The 18,790-nt window shown below is 64.8% G+C and carries 18 protein-coding genes; 13 read left to right on the forward strand and 5 right to left on the reverse strand.

From position 1 onward, the window contains the following. Positions 1 to 12: 12 nt before the first annotated feature. Genes glk through F4U95_RS03880 form a run of 3 tightly spaced genes read left to right on the forward strand, consistent with a single transcriptional unit; the run spans position 13 to position 2,175 of the window. The gene (glk, locus tag F4U95_RS03870; protein ID WP_150424638.1) at positions 13 to 987 is read left to right on the forward strand and encodes a glucokinase; all 975 of its coding nucleotides are present in this window, start codon (positions 13 to 15) and stop codon (positions 985 to 987) included. A 2-nt stretch (positions 988 to 989) separates the two neighbouring features. After that, on the forward strand, positions 990 to 1,610 hold the full coding sequence (gene eda, locus F4U95_RS03875; protein WP_120249550.1) for a bifunctional 4-hydroxy-2-oxoglutarate aldolase/2-dehydro-3-deoxy-phosphogluconate aldolase: 621 nt from the start codon (positions 990 to 992) through the stop codon (positions 1,608 to 1,610). Between the two features lie 52 nt (positions 1,611 to 1,662). After that, positions 1,663 to 2,175: a hypothetical protein gene (locus tag F4U95_RS03880; protein ID WP_150424639.1), complete on the forward strand. Its 513-nt coding sequence runs from the start codon at positions 1,663 to 1,665 to the stop codon at positions 2,173 to 2,175. A gap of 146 nt (positions 2,176 to 2,321) precedes the next feature. On the opposite strand, the gene F4U95_RS03885 is transcribed toward F4U95_RS03880, so the two are convergent. The 3 genes from F4U95_RS03885 to hemB all read right to left on the reverse strand — a co-directional run bounded on the left by F4U95_RS03885 (position 2,322) and on the right by hemB (position 6,223). Beyond that, the gene (locus F4U95_RS03885; protein WP_150424640.1) at positions 2,322 to 2,906 is read right to left on the reverse strand and encodes a gamma carbonic anhydrase family protein; all 585 of its coding nucleotides are present in this window, start codon (positions 2,904 to 2,906) and stop codon (positions 2,322 to 2,324) included. A 13-nt stretch (positions 2,907 to 2,919) separates the two neighbouring features. Next, positions 2,920 to 5,166, reverse strand: a complete 2,247-nt coding sequence (locus F4U95_RS03890; protein WP_150424641.1) for a spermidine synthase — start codon at positions 5,164 to 5,166, stop codon at positions 2,920 to 2,922. A gap of 61 nt (positions 5,167 to 5,227) precedes the next feature. Then, positions 5,228 to 6,223, reverse strand: coding sequence for a porphobilinogen synthase (gene hemB / locus F4U95_RS03895; protein ID WP_150424642.1), 996 nt, complete (start codon positions 6,221 to 6,223; stop codon positions 5,228 to 5,230). A 184-nt stretch (positions 6,224 to 6,407) separates the two neighbouring features. On the opposite strand from hemB, the gene F4U95_RS03900 reads away from it, so the two are divergent. Next, complete coding sequence (locus tag F4U95_RS03900) at positions 6,408 to 6,797, forward strand: hypothetical protein (protein WP_120249545.1); 390 nt, start codon at positions 6,408 to 6,410, stop codon at positions 6,795 to 6,797. A gap of 143 nt (positions 6,798 to 6,940) precedes the next feature. After that, the gene (gloA2, locus tag F4U95_RS03905) at positions 6,941 to 7,330 is read left to right on the forward strand and encodes an SMU1112c/YaeR family gloxylase I-like metalloprotein (RefSeq protein ID WP_150424643.1); all 390 of its coding nucleotides are present in this window, start codon (positions 6,941 to 6,943) and stop codon (positions 7,328 to 7,330) included. Positions 7,331 to 7,335: 5 nt separating this feature from the next. Here the strand turns inward: gloA2 and F4U95_RS03910 are convergent, their stop codons facing one another. Further along, the gene (locus F4U95_RS03910; RefSeq protein WP_150424644.1) at positions 7,336 to 8,916 is read right to left on the reverse strand and encodes a M28 family metallopeptidase; all 1,581 of its coding nucleotides are present in this window, start codon (positions 8,914 to 8,916) and stop codon (positions 7,336 to 7,338) included. Between the two features lie 164 nt (positions 8,917 to 9,080). On the opposite strand from F4U95_RS03910, the gene F4U95_RS03915 reads away from it, so the two are divergent. The 6 genes from F4U95_RS03915 to F4U95_RS03940 all read left to right on the forward strand — a co-directional run bounded on the left by F4U95_RS03915 (position 9,081) and on the right by F4U95_RS03940 (position 14,150). Further along, positions 9,081 to 9,788 carry a head GIN domain-containing protein gene (locus F4U95_RS03915; protein ID WP_246171484.1) on the forward strand — a complete coding sequence of 236 codons (708 nt, stop codon included), beginning with the start codon at positions 9,081 to 9,083 and terminating at the stop codon, positions 9,786 to 9,788. A 146-nt stretch (positions 9,789 to 9,934) separates the two neighbouring features. After that, the gene (locus tag F4U95_RS03920; protein WP_246171489.1) at positions 9,935 to 10,633 is read left to right on the forward strand and encodes a GIN domain-containing protein; all 699 of its coding nucleotides are present in this window, start codon (positions 9,935 to 9,937) and stop codon (positions 10,631 to 10,633) included. Between the two features lie 356 nt (positions 10,634 to 10,989). Further along, positions 10,990 to 11,301 (forward strand): hypothetical protein, encoded by a 312-nt coding sequence (locus tag F4U95_RS03925; RefSeq protein WP_150424647.1) that lies wholly within the window; start codon positions 10,990 to 10,992, stop codon positions 11,299 to 11,301. A gap of 66 nt (positions 11,302 to 11,367) precedes the next feature. After that, positions 11,368 to 11,670, forward strand: coding sequence for a LysR family transcriptional regulator (locus F4U95_RS03930; protein ID WP_246171485.1), 303 nt, complete (start codon positions 11,368 to 11,370; stop codon positions 11,668 to 11,670). 355 nt (positions 11,671 to 12,025) lie between these two features. After that, a complete protein-coding gene (locus F4U95_RS03935; protein ID WP_150424648.1) occupies positions 12,026 to 13,297 on the forward strand; it encodes an ammonium transporter in 1,272 nt (423 codons plus the stop codon). 4 nt (positions 13,298 to 13,301) lie between these two features. Then, positions 13,302 to 14,150 carry a glycosyltransferase family A protein gene (locus tag F4U95_RS03940; RefSeq protein WP_150424649.1) on the forward strand — a complete coding sequence of 283 codons (849 nt, stop codon included), beginning with the start codon at positions 13,302 to 13,304 and terminating at the stop codon, positions 14,148 to 14,150. Here the strand turns inward: F4U95_RS03940 and F4U95_RS03945 are convergent. Then, the gene (locus F4U95_RS03945) at positions 14,147 to 15,478 is read right to left on the reverse strand and encodes an MFS transporter (RefSeq protein ID WP_150424650.1); all 1,332 of its coding nucleotides are present in this window, start codon (positions 15,476 to 15,478) and stop codon (positions 14,147 to 14,149) included. The two genes, F4U95_RS03940 and F4U95_RS03945, sit on opposite strands and share 4 nt — an antisense overlap. 187 nt (positions 15,479 to 15,665) lie before the next feature. Here F4U95_RS03945 and cyoA point away from each other — a divergent pair, with 187 nt between their 5' ends. After that, positions 15,666 to 16,784, forward strand: a complete 1,119-nt coding sequence (gene cyoA / locus F4U95_RS03950; RefSeq protein ID WP_150424651.1) for a ubiquinol oxidase subunit II — start codon at positions 15,666 to 15,668, stop codon at positions 16,782 to 16,784. A 5-nt stretch (positions 16,785 to 16,789) separates the two neighbouring features. Then, positions 16,790 to 18,790, forward strand: a complete 2,001-nt coding sequence (gene cyoB / locus F4U95_RS03955) for a cytochrome o ubiquinol oxidase subunit I (protein WP_120249534.1) — start codon at positions 16,790 to 16,792, stop codon at positions 18,788 to 18,790.

Below are 18,790 nucleotides of genomic sequence, written 5' to 3' on the forward strand. Positions count from 1 at the left end.
AAGGGTCTGAACATGACCGACATCATCGCCGCCGACATCGGCGGAACCAACGCCCGCTTCGCCCGCGCCTCGCTCGATGAAAAGGGCGTGCCGACGCTCGGCACCGTGCGCAAATATAAGGTCGCCGACTATCCCAGCCTGCAAGCCTGCTGGGCCGCCTTCGCGCAGGACGAACAGAAGGAAGGCGATGGCGATCTGCCTCGCGCCGCCTCCATCGCCTTCGCCACCGCGATCGGGCGCGACGTCATCAAACTGACCAACAGCAATTGGGTGATCCGCGCCGATACGCTGGCGGCCGACATCGGCGTCGATACCGTACGCCTCGTCAATGATTTCGAGGCGGTGGCCCATGCGGTATCCCGCCTGCCGGCCGAAAATCTGCCTTTGCTGTTCGGGGAGGATCGCCCCTTCCCCACCGATGGCGGCGTGACCATCCTCGGCCCCGGCACCGGCCTTGGCGTCGCGATGATCGCTTATGATCAGGGCCATCCCCATGTGATCGCGACGGAGGGCGGGCATCTCGACTTCGCCCCGCTCGATCATATCGAGGAGAAGATCCTCTCCTACCTGCGCGACAAATTCCTGCGCGTGTCGACGGAGCGGATCGTATCCGGCCCCGGCCTCAATTATATCTACAAGGCGCTGGCGACGATCGGCCATGACCGGGTCATGCTGATGGAAGACCCCGAATTATGGCAGGCCGCGCTCGACGGCAGCGACGAATTCGCCCGCCGCGCGCTCGACCGTTTCTGCCTCTGCTATGGCTCCGTCGCGGGCGATCTGGCGCTGGCCCATGGCCCGCACAGCGTGGTGCTGGCCGGCGGCCTGACCCAGCGGATGAAGGATTTTCTGCAAACGAGCGGGTTCCACACTCGCTTCAAGGCGAAGGGCCGGTTCGAAAGCCTGATGGCGACCGTGCCGATCCGCTGCGCCATTCATGATGAAATAGGGCTGTTCGGCGCTGCCGCAGCGTTCAGGGAGAAGTGATAATGAGCAAGCTGACCGTCGAACAGGTGATGGACCTCGCCCCGGTGATCCCGGTGCTGGTGGTGGATCGGGTCGAAGATGCGTTGCCGATCGCGCGCGCGCTGGTCGCGGGCGGCCTGCCCGCGCTGGAAGTGACGCTGCGCACCCCTGCCGCGCTGGACGTGATCCGCGAAATGGCGAAGGTCGAGGGCGCGGTCGTCGGCGCCGGCACGGTGCTGAACCCCGCCCAGCTGGACGCCGCGATGGAAGCCGGCGCGCGCTTCATCGTCAGCCCCGGCCTCACCAAGTCGCTGGGCAAGGCCGCGATCGCCGCGAAAATCCCCTTCCTGCCCGGCACCGCCACGGCCGGCGACATCATGCGCGGCATGGACATGGGCCTCACGCATTTCAAATTCTTTCCGGCCGAAACATCGGGTGGCCTGCCGGCCTTGAAGGCGCTCGCCGCCCCGCTTCACACCGCCCGCTTCTGCCCCACCGGCGGCATCACGCCGCAGAGCGCGCCCGAATGGCTGGCCCAGCCCTTCATCAAATGCGTCGGCGGCAGCTGGGTCGTGCCCAAGGGACCGGTCGATCCCGACAAGATCGAAGCGCTGGCCCGCGAAGCGGCGGCGCTGCCGCGCTAAGGTTGGGCGCGGGGTCATTGCGCCCCGCCTCTCCTCCGCCTAGATGAAGCATATGAATCCGCGCCGTCTCCTTGCCGCCCTGGCCCTGTTCCTGTCCGGCTGTGCCGGCGCGCCGCAAAGCTATCCCTCGCTCGCCAAGCGCGCGGTGGAAAGCGCCCCCGTCGCGAAGATCAGCCCGCCCTCCGCCCCGGTCCCGGCCGATGCCGCGCTCTCGGCGGAAATCGCCAAATATATGGGTCAGGCAGACAAGGGCGCAGCCGCCTTCGACACCGCTTATGCCAAGGCCGACAAGGCGGTGCGCGCCGCATCGGGCGCAGCCGTATCGAGCGACTCATGGGTCGCGGCGCAGGTGACGATCAGCGCGCTCGAATCCGCCCGCAACGACAGCGTGTCGGCGCTCGCCAGCCTCGACACCCTCTATGTCCAGCGCAGCAATGCGGTTGCCGATGGCAAGGCCGCCGGTGGTCTTGAGGATGTGGACGCCGCCCGCAGCGCCGCGCTGGCCCTGGTCGACCAGCAGAATGACCGCATCGACGCGATGAAGACGCGATTGCCGCAGCCCTGACGAGCAGCAGAAACTGACGTCAGCGATAACGTCATCCCGGGCTTGACCCGGGATCCCGCTTTTCTTTCGATCCCGGCTTTGGGAAGGCAGCGGGGCCCCGGGTCAAGCCCGGGGTGACGACGCTTGGGTATTCCGCTACGTCCGCCTTATTCCCCCATCGCCTTCACCGCGCCCTTATGCGCCTTGGCGTTGTGGACATAATGATCCACCCCTTCGCGCATATCCAGGATCGCTTCGTCGCTCAGATCGCGCATATATTTGGCCGGGCGCCCGGCCCATAGCTGGCGATGCAACACCCGCTTGCCCGGCGACAAAAGCGCCCCCGCTGCCAGCATCGCGTCGCTCTCCACCGTGCAGCCGCTCATCACGATCGCGCCCAGCCCGACGAACGCCCGGTCCTCCAGCACGCAGCCATGGATCATCGCCATATGGCCGATCAGCACATCGTCGCCGATGATCGCGGGCCAGCCATCTGCCGGTCGCCCGTCCGCCCGGTCGCCGGGGCTGTCGCAATGGATGACGCTACCGTCCTGCACATTGGTCCGCGCGCCGATCCGCACCCGGTTCACGTCGCCCCGGATTACGCAATTATACCAGATGCTGGCATCCTCGCCGATCTCGACGTCGCCGACAATCCGGCATCCCGGCGCGATGAAGGCGCTGGGGTGGATGCGTGGGACTTTGCCGTTGAAGGGGATGATGCTGACGTCCGGATAATCGCTGGCGGCCATTATGGCTCTCCTCTCATGGTCTGACCTTCAGCACCGGTAATATGCTGGCATGGTCGTCGGTCCAGGCCGAAAATCCCGGTCGGGGCTTCAGATATTGCCATTGTTCGCGGCCGGACAAGGCGACCAGCCGGTCCAGTTGGGCCGGATCGCGCGACAGGGCGACCCAGATCGACGCTGCGTAGTTGCGATCCGCGTCCCGCTTGTCGGGCAGATAATGGCGCAGCCGCGCATGCCATCCTGCCGCCGCCGCATCGCCCGCGACCACTGGCCGCAGGTCGAGATAGCGGTTGGAAATATGGATCAGCAGGACGCCATCGCGTGCCAGCCGCCGCCCGTAAATGTTCAGCGCCTCCCGCGTCAGCAGGTGCATCGGGATGGAATCGGACGAAAAGGCATCGATCACCAGCAGGTCCGCCCCGCCCACAGGCTGCCGCGCCAGTGTCATGCGCGCGTCGCCGATGATGATGTTCGCTCTGGGCTGGCATCGCGACAGGAAGGTGAAGTCGGCCGGATCGCGGGCGATCGCCACCATCGCCGGGTCGATCTCGTAAAAATGCCATGTCTGGCCGGGGCGAATATAACAGGCCAGCGTCCCCGCACCCAGGCCGACCACATCGATCCGCGCGCGCGGTCCGAACAGCGCCGGCGCATTGCGCATCGCCAGCCCCACGCCCGAATCCGGCGCATAATAGCTGGTGGGGTCCAGTTCCCTGTCCTTCGCCCGGTTCTGGATACCGTGCAGCGTCGTGCCGTGGAACAGGATGCGCTCGCCCGCTCCGGCGCCGCGATCCCTGTTCGCCACGCCATAGACCCCGAAATAGCTGCGGGTCAGCATGCCGCTGGCCGATTGGGACAATTTCTCCCACCCGCTCAGGCACAGCATCAGATAGACGAGCATCCCCGCCGTCAGCCAACGATGCCCCAGCGCCACTATCGACAAGCCGATGATGGTGACGAAGCTGATGGTCTTGAAAATCTGCGTATCGAGTCCGGGTACCAGCCCGCCGCCGACCAGAGACAATATGAGGCCGATCAGCAGGATGATCGTCGCCAGCCAGACACGCCGCTGCGGATTTTCCCAGATCAGGCGCGGCAGACGCAAGGCCGCCTCCCGATCCGGCAGCAACAGCGCGGCCGCCGCCAGCAGGATGGGATATTCATAGGTCCAGTCGAAGATCAGCGGCGCGATCAGTGCACAGAACAACCCGCCCAGCATGCCGCCTACCGACATCAGCAGATAGAAACGGGTCAGATGCGCAGGCGCCGGCCGCAATTCGTAGAGCCGGGCATGGAGCGCGGTCGATGCCACGAACAGCACGGCAACGATGCCCAGCGCAATGAAGACGGGAAAATGGACGCCGCCGGTAAAGGCGATGCAGGCACCGATCAGCAGGATCAGCGGCGCAATCGACACGCAGAAGTCCGCGCCGCCCCGCCCCGCCGCAAAGGCCAGCGAGAAGCTGAGCAGATAGAGGCCCAGCGGCACGATCCACAGCAACGGCATGGCGACGATATCGGTGGTGAGGTAGAGGCTGGTCGCCAGCATCAGGCCCGATGGCACGGCCGACAGCGCCAGCCAGTGCAGCATGCGCCGGGTGCCCGGCGGCGGCGCGTCGCTCGCCTCCACCGCCACTTCGCCGGGGCTGTCCGCCGGCAATCGCCGGGCGCTCATATAGACCAGGAAGAAGAGCGCCCCATAGCCGAGCGACCAGAGGATGCTTTGCGCCTTCAGCGCCAGCAGCGGCTCCACCAGCAACGGATAGGCGATCAGCCCGGCAAAACTGCCCAGGTTCGATGCGGCATAGAGCGGATAGGGATCGCGTCCTTCCGACAGTGCATACCAGCGTTGCAGCAAAGGCGCCTGCGCCGCGACCACGAAGAAGAGCGGACCGATCGACGCGCCCAGCAGCCACAGCACCCAAAGGGCCGGCTCGATGTCGGCGGACGGTTGCCACCCCATCAGGCCGATCGGCAGGAAAATGGCGGAAATCAGGAACAGGCCGAGGTGGATCAGCGCCTGCCGCCGCGCCGGAACACGGCCCAGCAGATGCGCATAGGCATAGCCCGCCAGCAACAACGCCTGATAGACCAGCATGGCGGAATTCCACACCGACGGCGCCCCGCCCAGACGCGGCAGCGCCATGCGGGCGATCATCGGCTGGACCAGAAACAGCAGGAACGACCCCGCACAGATCGTGACGACGAAGCGGGTACGCGTGCCTATCAAATTCCAGTCCTCCTGCCGCCCGGCCCCTGTCATGGGGCAGCAGGCGGGCAGGACACAAGCAGGATTGTGGCAGAAGACGAACGATGTCGGTGGATTACCCGCCCAACAGCCGCGCTGCATGCAGCGCATGATAGGTCAGCACGCCCGAACAACCGGCGCGCTTGAACGCCATCAGCGTTTCCAGCACCATCGTGTCGCGATCGGCTGCGCCGGCGGCGACCGCATGTTCGATCATCGCATATTCGCCCGACACCTGATAGGCGAAGACCGGCACGGCGAAGCGGTCGCGCACGCGCGCGACGATATCCAGATAGGGCAGGCCCGGCTTCACCATCACGCTGTCGGCGCCCTCGGCCAGGTCCAGCGCCACTTCGCGCAGCGCTTCCTCGCCATTGGCGGGATCCATCTGGTAATTTTTCTTGTCGCCCTTCAACAGCCCGCGCGATCCCACCGCATCGCGGAACGGGCCGTAGAAGGCGCTGGCATATTTGGCGGCATAGGCCATGATCTGCACATTGGCATGGCCGCCCTGTTCCAGCGCGGCGCGGATCGCGCCGACCCGGCCGTCCATCATGTCGCTGGGGGCGATGATGTCCGCGCCCGCCGCCGCCTGGTTGAGCGACTGGCCGACCAATATGTCGATGGTCGCATCATTGAGGACATAGCCGGTATCGTCCAGCAGCCCGTCCTGCCCATGGGCGGTATAGGGGTCCAGCGCCACGTCGGTCAGGATGCCGATATCGGGCACCGCATCCTTGATCGCGCGGATCGCCCGGCACATCAGATTATCGGGATTGAGCGCTTCGGTCCCGTCGTCGCTGCGTCGGTCCACCTGGGTATTGGGGAAGAGAGCAAGGCAGGGAATGCCGGCATCGCGCGCGTCCTTTGCCCGCTCGACCATCAGGTCCACCGACCAGCGCGACACGCCGGGCAGCGCGCCGATCGGTTCTTCCACGCCGGTCCCTTCGGTCACGAACAGCGGCCAGATGAAATCGCTGGGCGACAGGCGGTTTTCGGCATGCATCGCCCGGCTCCAGGCCGATGCACGGGTGCGGCGCAGGCGCAGCGCCGGATAGGGTGCGTATGTCATGCCAGCGGATGTAGGCCGGGGGTCCGGGGCGATCAAGCCGGGCAGTTTGTCCCAGGCGCCTTGCGTCCAAAGCGGGGGAAGATTTTACCGATCGTTTAGACATTGGTCTAACCAGGCCAGGAATATTAGCTTTCATTAACCCCGATATCGCAGGGCTGGATCAGCGACGGACAGGAAAGCCCCCATGATCAGCATCACTTCGGACCCAAGCCGCAGCCTCGTCATCGCGCAGATGACCGGCTTTCTCGAACCGGCGGACGTTCGGCGTTTCAGCGACGAGAAAGAGGCCGCCGTCATCGCCATGGGGCTGGGGTCCGACGAATATTATCTGCTGGTCAACACCGAAGGCTGCGTCATCCAGTCGCAGGAAGTGGTGGCGACCTTCATGCGCGTGATGCTGGAATCTCCCTTCCGCTCGCGCCGTCTGGCGGTCGTGCGGCACGACAATCTGACCCGCATGCAGACCCGCCGCATCCTGAGCGTCCGGGACGAGGCCGACATCTTCGCGTCCGTGGCAGAGGCGGAAGAATGGCTGTTCGCCGCCCCGGTGCAAAGGCGCGCCGCCCACGGCTAGAGCATTTTGAAGTCAGCTGGCACAGCTGACGGCTCGCAAAATGCGGAAAACAAAAGACTCTTACGGCATGGCCCGATTCAATCTAACCGGATCATGCGACAAGCCAGCTTTCATCGCCGCCGCGCATCTCCTATGGACCGCCGATGCGCGCCATCCATCATATCGCCCTCATCTGTTCCGACTATGACCGTTCGCGGGCCTTCTATCGCGACATATTGGGCCTGCCGGTGATCCGCGAAGTGTGGCGCGCGGAACGGGAATCGTGGAAATGCGATCTGGACGCGGGCAATGCGCAGATCGAACTCTTTTCCTTCCCCGCGCCCCCGCCCCGGCCCAGCCGCCCCGAAGCGCTTGGCCTGCGCCACCTCGCCTTTCTGGTCGACGATCTGGACGCGGAGGTCGCACGACTGGCGGCGGCAGACGTTGCCTGCGAACCCATCCGTATCGACGAATATACCGGCCAGCGCTTCACCTTCTTCGCCGACCCGGACGGGCTGCCGCTGGAACTCTATGAAAGCGCGCCAGCGGCCTGACGCCGTTATTTCGCAAACCGCTTGAAGAAACTGTCGTCGTTCCACGCCGGCCGCACCGCCGCATTGGCGACGCGCAGCGTGACTGCGGTCACATAGGCGTTCAGCTTCGCCGTCTCCGCCGGCAGCACCGGCTGGTTCAGATCGTCGAACGGCGAATGATAGATATTGGCCCGCCACGCCTTTTCCGTGGTCGCTTCGGGTGTCCCCGCCTTGAACCCATATTTGAAGAAGAGCGCCGGGATGCCCTGCCGAATGAAGGCATATTGGTCGGACCGGATGAAAACGTTGCGATCCGGGAAGGGATCGGGCGTGATCGGCAGGTTCATCTGCGCGCTCACCACTTCGGCGTCCTTGCCCAGGCTGCTCTGGTCATAGCCCACCGGCGTCACGCTGGTCAGGGGAAAGATGGGCAGCGCCATGTCGAAATTCAGGTCCGCCACGATGCTCTTGGCCGGCACGGTCGGCCGCCCCGCAAAATAGCGCGCGCCCAGCAGCCCCTTCTCCTCCGCCGTGACGATGGTGAACAGGATGGAGCGCTTGGGCTTCACCTTGCTCGCCTTCAATGCGCGCGCGATTTCCAGCAGGCTGGCCACGCCCGACGCATTGTCGAACGCGCCATTATAGATGGCGTCGCCCTTGATCGGCGTGCCGATGCCATAGCCGTCCAGATGCGCCGACAGCACGACATGCTCGGCCTTCAGCCTGGGATCGCTGCCCGGCATGACCGCCACCAGATTGGGCGAAGTCAGGTCGCGCCGCGTGGCCGCCACCTGCGCCTTCAAACGCAGCGCCAGCGGGAAGCTGGCGACCGGGGCGGATGCATCGGCCGCCGCCGCGATGGCCGCGAAATCCTTGCCCGTGCCCGCGAAGAACTGCGCCGACTTGGCCGGATCGAACTGCGCGCTCAGAAAGGGCAGCTTCGTTTCCCGCATGGCATCGTCGGCAAAATAGAGCGCCGGCGCCCCGGCCAGCGCGACCCGGCGCACCCAGGGGATTTCCACCTGCCCCGGCGTCACCAACGCGATGAGGCCGACCGCCCCCTGCTCGGCCAGCCATTGCGACCGTTCCGACCGGGCATGGGATTTCAGCGCACCCGAAATATTCGCCGGCCCGCCGGACAGCACCACGACGATCTTGCCCTTCAGGTCCAGCCCGGCAAAATCATCATGGCCCGCTTCCGGCAGATGCAGGCCATAGCCGGCAAAGACCATCGGCGCGTCGATGCTTTCGGGCACCGGCCCGCCGCTCCCTGAAAAGATGAGGTCGCCCGGCACCGCCAGCGCCGTCTCCCCCTGCGGCCCCACCAGCGCGGCGCTGCTGCGGTCCGACTGGATGCGCTGCTCGACGAAGGCGACCGGCTGCTTGTAGCCATCCACCCCGGCGGGCTTCAGCCCCAGCGCCTTGAACTGGCCGATCACATAATCGGCCGCCCGGTCATAGCCCGGCGTACCGGTCCCGCGCCCTTCCATGCCGTCATTGGCCAGCGCCTCGACATGCGCCCACCAGCGCGCGCCGTCATCGACCTGCGCATGGGCCGTGCTCGCGATCAGGGACAGCAGGGGAAGAGCGATGAGGGACAGGCGCATAGAGGCGGACTCCGCTTATTATCAAGGGGCTAACATGCCAGACCCTGTCTGACGAACAAGGGGGCTTGGAACCGCCACCGCGCATGTGTATTATCCCCGCAATACACAAACAGGAGATAGCGATGTCCCGCCCCCTTCCCCTTTTCGCCCTCATGGTCGCGGGCATGGCTCTGTCAACCGCCGCCTGCTCGCGCACCGACGAAACCCCCTCCGCCGAAAAGGTCGCGCAAAGCACGCAGGACTGGGCGAAACTCAGCCAGTTCGACGCGATCGAGGCGACCGGCCCGGACAATGTCGTCGTCACCATCGGCGAGCATTTCAAGATCAGCGCCGACGGCGATGCCAAGGCGGTGGCCGATCTCGACATCCGCACGAAAGGCGGCACGCTCATCATCGGCCGCAAGTCCAAGGGCGACTGGAGCTGGGGCCGCAAGGATGGGGATAAGGGCGCGACCGTCCATGTCACCATGCCCATGATCAAGTCCGCCGACCTGACCGGCGCAGGCGATTTCGATCTGGACAAGGCGCAGGGCGACAGCCTAACCCTGTCGCTGACCGGCGCGGGCGATTTCCGCATCGGCGCGGTGACGCTCAAGTCGCTGACCACCGACATTACCGGCGCAGGCTCCATGAAGATCGCCGGCACAGCGGACCAGGCGAAATTCTCCATCACCGGCGCAGGCAATATCGACGCCGAAGCGCTGAAGGTCGGCACGGCGAAGGTCGACATATTGGGCGCGGGCGACATCGACTTTGCCTCCGACGGGAAGGTCGCTATCAGCATCATGGGTCCGGGCGACGTGACGGTGAAGGGCAAGGCGCAATGCACGAAGAGCGGAATGGGACCGGGCGAGGCACGCTGCGCGCCCTGATCATCGCGGCGCGGCTGCTGCCCGTCGCGTTGGAAAGCGCGGCGCGGCTGCTGCCCGTCGCGTTGGAAAGCGCGGCGCGGCTGCTGCCCGTCGCGTTGGAAAGCGCGGCGCGGCTGCTGCCCGTCGCGTTGGCAAGTGCGGCGCGGCTGTTGCCCGTCGCGGCAGCAACCAGCGCGGCGGCACTGCTGTTCGCCGCGCCGGCCAGTGCGGCGACGCGTGGCTTCACCATCACCAGTTTCGACGGCATCCGCGTGGATGCGCCCGTCACCGTGGTTCTGACCACCGGGCCGGGCGCGTCGGCGCGGGCGGAGGGCGATCAGGGCGCGCTCGACCGGCTGAAGGTCGATGTGTCCGGCCGCCTGCTGATCGTGTCGATGGAGCGCCCGCGCGCCGGCGAAAAGAGCAGCGGCGCGGCGACCCTGCGCCTGTCGACGCCGATGGTCGATCGGATCATCCTGACTGGCGGCGGCTCGGTCGCCGTCAATCGGATGAAGGGCTTGCAGGGGCAGGTTTCGCTGGGCGGCAATGGCGATATCAGCATCAGCGACGTGCAACTCGACCGGATCGACATATTGCTGGCGGGCAGCGGCCGAACGACGCTGGCGGGCCGTACCGGCATCGCCAATGTCCATGTCACCGGCCCCGGCGCGATCGCCGCCGAACCGCTGCGCGCACGCCAGGCCAGCATCCGCAACGAAGGCCCCGGCACCATCGCCCTGACCGCCGACGTCACGGCCAAGGTCGTGACATCGGGATCGGGCAACATCAGCGTAGCCGGCAAGGCCGCCTGCACCGTGGACAATCGCGGCACCGGCCGCGTGACGTGCGGGGGCGAGAATTATTAGGGCGAGGCGGAGCGGGCCATAAGCGAGCATGGGGCGATTAAGGGTGGAAAGCGGACGGCCTGCTTGTCTTGGCCCTCTCCCGTTTTCACGGGAGAGGGTTGGGTGAGGGTCTTTCTTCTTGCTGGCAAGAAATGCTTGTCCAGGAAGAAGCAAGGCCCTCACCGACATCGACTAGGCAGCAAGCTGCCAAGTCTCCGTTGCCTCTCCCGCGAAGGCGGGAGAGGGGAGCAGGAGCGCCCGCAAATGGTTGCAACCAGACCAGTCAGTCGCTTGATTAAGCTCCCTTTCCGGCGGCGCGACGGCGATAAGTGAGAGAGCGGCGCACGATAGGATGAAGCCGAGCAACGGAGAATGGTGTGAGCACTGCACGGCGAACTCTGATCGGATGCGCCTTAGTGGCTGGGGCTGCCTTCTGTTTCTGGTTGGGCACGCTGGTCCCGCAGCGCCCCCAACAAGGGCCGGAACATGAGCGTCCGCTTGCGCCGTCGAACAGGGCACCCTCGCAGCAAACAGGGCGTAATATCTTCTCTTCCTCGATCGCCAATGACCCCTATGTCATTCAGCAATGGAAAGATTCCATCGAAACGCTCGAACGGCGGTGCCGGGATGCCAATGAGTTTTGCACCGAAGCAAGACAGGCACGCCAGCAGATCAAGAAAATACAGTAATCGTCGGCCGCTCCCTTCCCTCCCCCACGCTTTCCTATTCCCGCTTTCTCTGATCTATCCTTGCAGATGGAACAGCAAACCTCCCCCGCCGCGCGCGATCGCGCGCCCGTCACTGATCGCGTCATCGATCGCGCGCACTGGACGCCCGCCCGACAGCGCCTCTTCCTCTCCGTCCTGCTGGACAGCGGCCATGTGTCCATCGCCGCGCGCGCGGCGGGCATGTCGCGGTCCAGCGCGCATCGGCTCCGGCGCAAGCTGGCCGGCACCCCGTTCGATCAGGCGTGGGACCGGGCGCTGGCCGTCCATGCCCATCTGATGGCGGATCCCTTCGCCCAGCCCGCCCGCGCCGCGCCGCCACAACAGCCGTGAGGCAAACCGACATGGGAAGGTCATTGGCCTGTCGCCAACCCGTCGCCCGTCTGTGGCGGCCCTGTCGCGCCCTTGGTGCCAGGGTGGCGCGCACCGGTCGCGCAACTGTAGCGTCGATGGCGTCTCGGTGGAGCGCACCCGTCACCCTTTCGTCGCGCAGATGGCGCAACTGTGTCGCCCAAGCAGTGCGTGCCCGTCGCACCCCCGTCGCAATTGCCCCTTATTGGCCCGACGACGGTGTGAACTTCGACCTGTCGCGTTCCTATGACCTTTGTTTCAGCGAACACGTGCTTATCGAAAACTTTACCAGCCTATGGTTAGACAGGCCCCACTCTTGACAGCCGGATTCCCGACTATGCGCCTTTCCTTCGCCCTGCCCCTTCTGGCCGCACTCGCGCTGCCCCAGTCCGCATGGGCGCAGGTGGCCGTTGCCGATAGCGGCGATACCGGCTGGATGATCCTGTGTGCGCTGCTGTTGCTGCTCGCCGCGCTGCCGGGGTTGATGCTGCGCCATGCGGGGCAGGTGAATGTGCGCAACGCGCTGTCGGTGTCGGCGCAGGGTGCTGCCGTTGCCGCCGTCGCCACGCTGACCTTCGCGATCGCCGGCTATAGCGTCGCTTATGCGCCGGGCAGCCCATGGCTGGGTGGCGGCTCGAACCTGCTGCTCGCAAACCTCGGCGAATTGCGGGACGGGTTGACCGTGCCCGAATCCGCCTTCGTCCTGTTCCAGCTTGCCCTCGCGCTGCTGGCTGCCTGCCTGTTGGTCGGCGCCGTGGCGGAACGGGTGCGGATCGGCTGGTGGATCGCCTTCACCCCGCTCTGGCTGTTGCTCGTCTATGCGCCGATCGCCCATGCGGTGTGGGGCGGCGGCTGGCTCGCGGATCTGGGCGTCATGGATTTTGCCGGCGGGCTGGTGCTGCATGGCACGGCGGGCTTCTCGGCCCTCGCCCTCGCCATCATCGCCGGCGCACGGCGCGAGCCGTCGGACCCTGGCCATACGCCGCTGCTCGCCATGGCGGGCGGCGCGCTCTTGTGGATCGGCCTGTCCGGTGCGGTCGGCGGCTGGGCCCTGGGCGCGACGGATGATGCTGCGACCGCCATCCTCAATCACCTCTTCGCCGCCTGCACCGCCGCGCTCGGCTGGGGCCTGCTCGACAAGCTGCTGGGCGCACGGACCCGCGCCACCGGCATCCTGTCCGGTGCGCTGGCCGGCGTCGCCGCCATCTCCGCCTCCGCCGCGCTGGTCGGGACCGGCGGCGCGATGCTGATCGGCCTGATCGCCGCCATCGTCGCGCGCACCGGGGCCGCCTTCGTCGCGGGCAAGGTCGACGACAGCGCTGGCACCTTCGCCATCCATGGCCTGGGCGGTCTGACCGGCACGCTGCTGCTGCCGGTCTTCGTCCTGCCGCTGATGGGCGGGGTCGGTTTCGACGCCAATATCAGCCTGACCGGCGCGCTCACGTCGCAGGCGATCGGGCTGGTCATCGTCGCGCTCTGGGCCATGGTCGGCAGCGCGATCGCCGCGCTGATCATTTCCGTAGTGATCCCCATGCGGGTGAGCGCGCAGGAAGAATCGGATGGCCTCGACACCAGCCAGCATGGCCAGCAGGGCTGGGACTTCCGCTAACCCCATGGGTGTAGCCGTAGCCATCTTCGCCCATCAGGAAGAGCGCCGGATCGCGCTCTGCCTCGCCTCGATCCCGCTCGACCGGCCTGACATGATTTTCCATGTGCTGGTAAACGGCACCACCGACGACACCGTCGCCCGCGCCCGCGCGGCGGCAGGCGACCGGACCCATATCATCGTCCACAACATTAAGGCCGGCGGCAAATCGCGGACCTGGAATCATATGGTCCACGACCTGCTGTCCGGCGAAGAAGAGGCGGTGATCTTCATGGACGGCGACGCGGAAATCGCACCGGGGTCGTTCGACGCCCTGCTCGCTGACCTCGCCGCCCATCCTCAAGCCAATGCCGCCGCCGGCATGCCGATGAACGGCCGCATGGTGGAAGCCTATCGCCAGGGATTGCGCGACGAAGGCGGCCTGTTCGGCGATCTCTATGCGCTGTCGGGCCGCTTCGTCGCGGCGATCCGGGCACACGGCCTGCGCTTGCCGGAGGATCTGATCGGCGACGATGGACTGGTCGCAGCCTGGGCACATACCGACCTTATGGACGACAGCCATTGGGTGCATGATCGGGTGCTGGCCTGCGAAAATGCAGGCTTCATCGCCGAGCAGGTGAGCCTCGCCCGCCCCTCGACATGGGCGATGCAGTATAAAAGGCTGATCAATTATTCGGTGCGCTTCTATCAGAACCGCATCGTGTCCGACATCATGACGCGCGAGGGGCCGGTGGGCCTCCCCGCGCGTCTGGCTAGTCTCTATGGCGACTGGCTCCCCCAATGGCGTCCGCGCCCCGGTCTGACCGGATGGTTCGACCGGAAGGCGCTTGCCCGCATGCGCAAGGCCGCCTCTTAGCGGTCCTTACCGGCCAGTTCCTTGTTGACGTACAGAGCGACCATAGTGGCCACCGCGCCGGACAGGAGGTAAATGCCCGACGCCGCGAGGCCGAACTTGACCGACAGCAGCAACGCCACCAGCGGCGCGAAGCCGGCACCGACCAGCCAGGCCAGATCGGACGTCAGCGCCGAACTGGTATAGCGGGCCTCGGTCGCGAAATTGGACGCCACGACGCCCGACGACTGACCGAAGGACAGGCCAAGCAGCATGAAGCCCAGGATCATGAAGGCGACTTCGCCCAATTCCCCGCCATTCAGCAGCAGCGGCGCCATCAGTGCGAAGATCGCGATGCCCAGCGCCGACCAGCCGAGCAGCGAACGACGACCTATCTGGTCGGCGATGAAGCCGGATACGACGATGGCGAGCAGGCCCACCGACGCGCCGATCATCTCGATGATGAGAAAGCGGTCGAGCGGCTGGTCGGTATAAAGCGCAACCCAGCACAGCGGGAAGACGGTGACCATATGGAACAAAGCGAAGCTGGCCAGCGGCGCGAACGCCCCGATGACGATGTTGCGCCCTTCCTTCTGCAGCGTCGGCAGGACCGGCGACGGCACCAGATCGCGCTGTTCGAACAGACGTTCGAATTCATGCGTCACCACGATGCGCAGCCGGGCGAAGAGCGCCACGACGTTGATCGCAAAGGCGACGAAGAAGGGATAGCGCCAGCCCCAGTCAAGGAAATCGGCTTCCGTCATGTTGAGGATGGAGAAGGCGAACAGGCCGCTCGCCACGATCAGCGCCAGCGGCGCACCAAGCTGAGGCACCATCGCATACCAGCCACGCTGATGCTGCGGCGCGTTGAGCGAAAGGAGCGAGGCCAGACCGTCCCAGGTGCCGCCCAGCGCGATACCCTGCGCGGCGCGAAGGATGATCAGGACCACCGCAGCATAGTGGCCAATCGTCTCATATCCGGGTAAGAAGGCGATGGCGACGGTAGAGCTGCCGAGCAGGAACAAGGCGCCCGTCAGTTTCGTGCCGCGACCATAGCGCCGGTCGATCGCCATGAAGATCAGCGAACCGATCGGCCGGGTGATGAAGGCTACGGCGAAGATCGCAAAGGAATAGAGGGTGCCGGTCAGCGCATCCACATAGGGAAAGACCAGACTCGGAAACACGATCACCGAGGCGATGGCATAGACGAAGAAGTCGAAAAACTCGGAGGTGCGACCAATGATCACACCGATGGAAATGTCCCCAGGCGCAATCGAATGGTCGCGCGCGTTGATGGCGCGCGCGTCGTCCTCAAGTGGCGTGGAGGTGAAGGCAATGGCCCCTGAACTCATAGACATCCGCTCCTTGGCTTGGCCACCGGTGCGGTTTTCTCGTCTGCCAGTGGCCGTGGAATGGCAGCATAACAGAAAACGAGCAGAGTCTAAGCAGTATCCCATATCCCAAACATTTTTTGCATTCGCACACAATTGGACAAATTGCCCACTATCCGACTCTGTGCAGAGTCTTTAGGCGCGCGCCATGGCTAACCCTCCCTCCCCCAACAGGATCAGGCTCTTGCGCTGGTCCGCTCCGATTCTTGCGGCGCCGCTGGCGGGCTGCAACTGGGTCGTGATGAACCCGTCGGGCGATATTGCGGTGCAGCAGCGCGATCTGATCCTGATCTCGGTCGCGCTGATGCTCCTCATCGTCATCCCCGTCATGGCGATGGTCGTGTGGTTCGCGGTGCGTTATCGCACCACGAACGAAGCGACTGAAAAGGACTATGATCCCGACTGGGATCACAGCACCAAGCTGGAATTGCTGATCTGGTCGGCGCCTCTGCTGATCATCATCGCACTGGGCGCGCTGACCTGGGTCAGCACCCACAAGCTGGACCCCTATCGTCCGCTCGACCGGATCGACGCGAAGACCGCGATCGACCCCAAGGTCAAGCCGCTGACGGTTCAGGTCGTCGCGCTCGACTGGAAATGGCTCTTCATCTACCCGGATCTGGGCATCGCCACCGTCAATGAACTGACGCTGCCGACCAACGTTCCGGTCCGCTTCGACATCACCTCTTCGACCGTGATGAACAGCTTCTACATCCCCGAACTGGCCGGCCAAATCTACGCCATGCCCGGCATGAAGACGCAGCTCCACGCCGTCGCCAACAAGCCTGCCAAGGGCATCGGCTTCTCCGCCAACTATTCGGGCGCGGGCTTCACCCATATGCGCTTTGGCTATCAGTCGCTGGACCAGGCCGGTTTCAACGCCTGGGTCGCCAAGGTGAAGGGCAGCCATACAGGCCTTGACCGCACTGTCTATCAGGCGCTGGCCAAGCCGTCCGAAAAGGCGCCGGTCGCCTATTTCGGCACCAGCGAAGCCAATTTGTTCGATGCCGTCGTCAACCTGTGCGTCAAGCCGGGCCAGCGCTGCATGAAGGAATTGATGCACATCGACCAGATGGGCGGCGCGGGCAAGGAATCGGCCCACGATACCAAGGGGCTGCAATATGACGTCCCCAACAGCCATGTGATCGACCAGGAAGACCGGAACAAGGGCCAGGAAACTGCCCCCGACGCGCCCGGCGCGTCGGATGCTCCGGCTGCGGATCACTCCTCTCACAGCGGCGCTGATGCGCACGCGCAGCATCGGTAAGGCCCATGACTGGCACAATGACAACAGCACAGATGATCTTCGGTCGTCTGACATGGGACAGCTTCCCATGGCATGAGCCCATCGTCGTCGCGACATTCTGCGCGGTGGTGCTGGGCGGCGCGGCCGTCGTGGCGGCGCTCACCTATTTCAAGCTTTGGGGCTATCTCTGGAAAGAGTGGTTCACCAGCGTCGATCACAAGAAGATCGGCATCATGTATATGGTGCTGGGCCTCATCATGTTCCTGCGCGGCTTTGCCGACGCCGTCATGATGCGCCTGCAACAGGCGCTCGCCTTCAACGGGTCGGAGGGCTATCTCAACGCCCACCATTATGACCAGGTGTTCACCGCCCATGGCGTGATCATGATCTTCTTCGTTGCGATGCCGTTCATCACCGGTTTGATGAACTATATCGTCCCGCTTCAGATCGGCGCACGCGACGTCAGCTTCCCCTTCCTGAACAATTTCTCGTTCTGGATGACCACGGGCGGCGCGGTGCTGGTGATGGCTTCGCTGTTCCTGGGCGAATTCGCCCAGACCGGCTGGCTCGCCTATCCGCCACTCTCCGGGATCGACTATAGCCCGGCCACGGGTGTCGACTATTATATCTGGGCATTGCAGGTGGCCGGTGTCGGCACGACCCTGTCGGGCATCAACCTGATCGCGACCATCGTGAAGATGCGCGCGCCCGGCATGTCCATCATGAAGATGCCGGTGTTCACCTGGACCTCGCTTTGCGCGAACATCCTGATCGTCGCCTCCTTCCCCATCCTGACGGCCACTTTGGTCCTGCTCTCGCTCGACCGTTATGCCGGCACCAACTTCTTCACGAACGACTTCGGCGGTAACCCGATGATGTACGTGAACCTGATCTGGATCTGGGGTCACCCGGAAGTCTACATCCTCATCCTGCCGCTGTTCGGCGTCTTCTCGGAAGTCACCTCGACCTTCTCGGGCAAGCGTCTGTTCGGCTACACCTCGATGGTCTACGCAACCTGCTGCATCATGGTGCTGTCCTACCTCGTGTGGCTGCACCACTTCTTCACCATGGGCTCTGGCGCCAGCGTCAACAGCTTCTTCGGCATCACGACGATGATCATTTCGATCCCGACGGGTGCGAAGCTCTTCAACTGGCTCTTCACCATGTATCGCGGCCGCGTTCGTTTCGAGCTGCCGATGATGTGGACCGTCGCCTTCATGCTGACCTTCACGATCGGTGGCATGACCGGCGTAATGCTCGCCGTGCCGCCCGCAGACTTCGTGCTGCACAACTCGCTGTTCCTGATCGCGCATTTCCATAACGTGATCATCGGCGGCGTGCTGTTCGGCCTGTTCGCGGCGATCAACTATTGGTGGCCCAAGGCATTCGGCTTCAAGCTCAACCAATTCTGGGGCCATGTGTCCTTCTGGTGCTGGCAGGTCGGCTTCTGGCTCGCCTTCACGCCGCTCTACATCCTTGGGTTCATGGGTGTGACGCGTCGTATGCGCGTGTTCGACGATCCCTCGCTTCAGATCTACTTCGTCATCGCCGCGATCGGCGCCGCCATCGTCGCGGCCGGCATCGGCGCCATGCTGGTACAGTTCGCCCTGTCCATCTGGAAGCGCGACGAACTGAAGGTCGAAGGCGATCCGTGGAACGGCCGTACGCTGGAATGGGCGACCAGCTCGCCCCCGCCGGAGTATAATTTCGCCTTCACGCCGGTCGTCTATGACGCCGACAGCTGGGCTGATATGAAGCGCCACGGCTATCAGCGTCCGCTGACCGGCTATCAGGCGATCCATATGCCCAGCAGCACCGGCACCGGCGTGATCCTAGCCGGCCTGGCCACGGTCTGCGGCTTTGCCCTGATCTGGTACATGTGGTGGCTGGCCGCCCTCAGCTTCGTCGGCATGATCGGCTTCGCCATCTTCCACACCTTCAACTACAAGCGCGACTATTACATCCCGGTCGAGGATGTGACGCGTACCGAGGAAGAGCGTACGCGCATCCTCGCCGCTGGAGTCTGA

The sequence above is a fragment of the Sphingobium limneticum genome, assembly GCF_008710165.1.
GTDB classification, from domain to species: domain Bacteria; phylum Pseudomonadota; class Alphaproteobacteria; order Sphingomonadales; family Sphingomonadaceae; genus Sphingobium; species Sphingobium limneticum.

Coding starts and splice junctions, on each gene's coding strand:
- F4U95_RS03885 (WP_150424640.1), bottom strand. CDS start 2,906: ATGGCCGCCAGCGATTATCCGGACGTCAGCATCATCCCCTTCAACGGC.
- F4U95_RS03935 (WP_150424648.1), top strand. CDS start 12,026: ATGCGCCTTTCCTTCGCCCTGCCCCTTCTGGCCGCACTCGCGCTGCCC.
- F4U95_RS03910 (WP_150424644.1), bottom strand. CDS start 8,916: ATGCGCCTGTCCCTCATCGCTCTTCCCCTGCTGTCCCTGATCGCGAGC.
- F4U95_RS03945 (WP_150424650.1), bottom strand. CDS start 15,478: ATGAGTTCAGGGGCCATTGCCTTCACCTCCACGCCACTTGAGGACGAC.
- F4U95_RS03880 (WP_150424639.1), top strand. CDS start 1,663: ATGAATCCGCGCCGTCTCCTTGCCGCCCTGGCCCTGTTCCTGTCCGGC.
- hemB (WP_150424642.1), bottom strand. CDS start 6,223: ATGACATACGCACCCTATCCGGCGCTGCGCCTGCGCCGCACCCGTGCA.
- F4U95_RS03930 (WP_246171485.1), top strand. CDS start 11,368: ATGGAACAGCAAACCTCCCCCGCCGCGCGCGATCGCGCGCCCGTCACT.
- cyoA (WP_150424651.1), top strand. CDS start 15,666: ATGGCTAACCCTCCCTCCCCCAACAGGATCAGGCTCTTGCGCTGGTCC.
- glk (WP_150424638.1), top strand. CDS start 13: ATGACCGACATCATCGCCGCCGACATCGGCGGAACCAACGCCCGCTTC.
- F4U95_RS03890 (WP_150424641.1), bottom strand. CDS start 5,166: ATGACAGGGGCCGGGCGGCAGGAGGACTGGAATTTGATAGGCACGCGT.
- F4U95_RS03900 (WP_120249545.1), top strand. CDS start 6,408: ATGATCAGCATCACTTCGGACCCAAGCCGCAGCCTCGTCATCGCGCAG.
- gloA2 (WP_150424643.1), top strand. CDS start 6,941: ATGCGCGCCATCCATCATATCGCCCTCATCTGTTCCGACTATGACCGT.
- cyoB (WP_120249534.1), top strand. CDS start 16,790: ATGACTGGCACAATGACAACAGCACAGATGATCTTCGGTCGTCTGACA.
- F4U95_RS03915 (WP_246171484.1), top strand. CDS start 9,081: ATGGCTCTGTCAACCGCCGCCTGCTCGCGCACCGACGAAACCCCCTCC.
- F4U95_RS03940 (WP_150424649.1), top strand. CDS start 13,302: ATGGGTGTAGCCGTAGCCATCTTCGCCCATCAGGAAGAGCGCCGGATC.
- eda (WP_120249550.1), top strand. CDS start 990: ATGAGCAAGCTGACCGTCGAACAGGTGATGGACCTCGCCCCGGTGATC.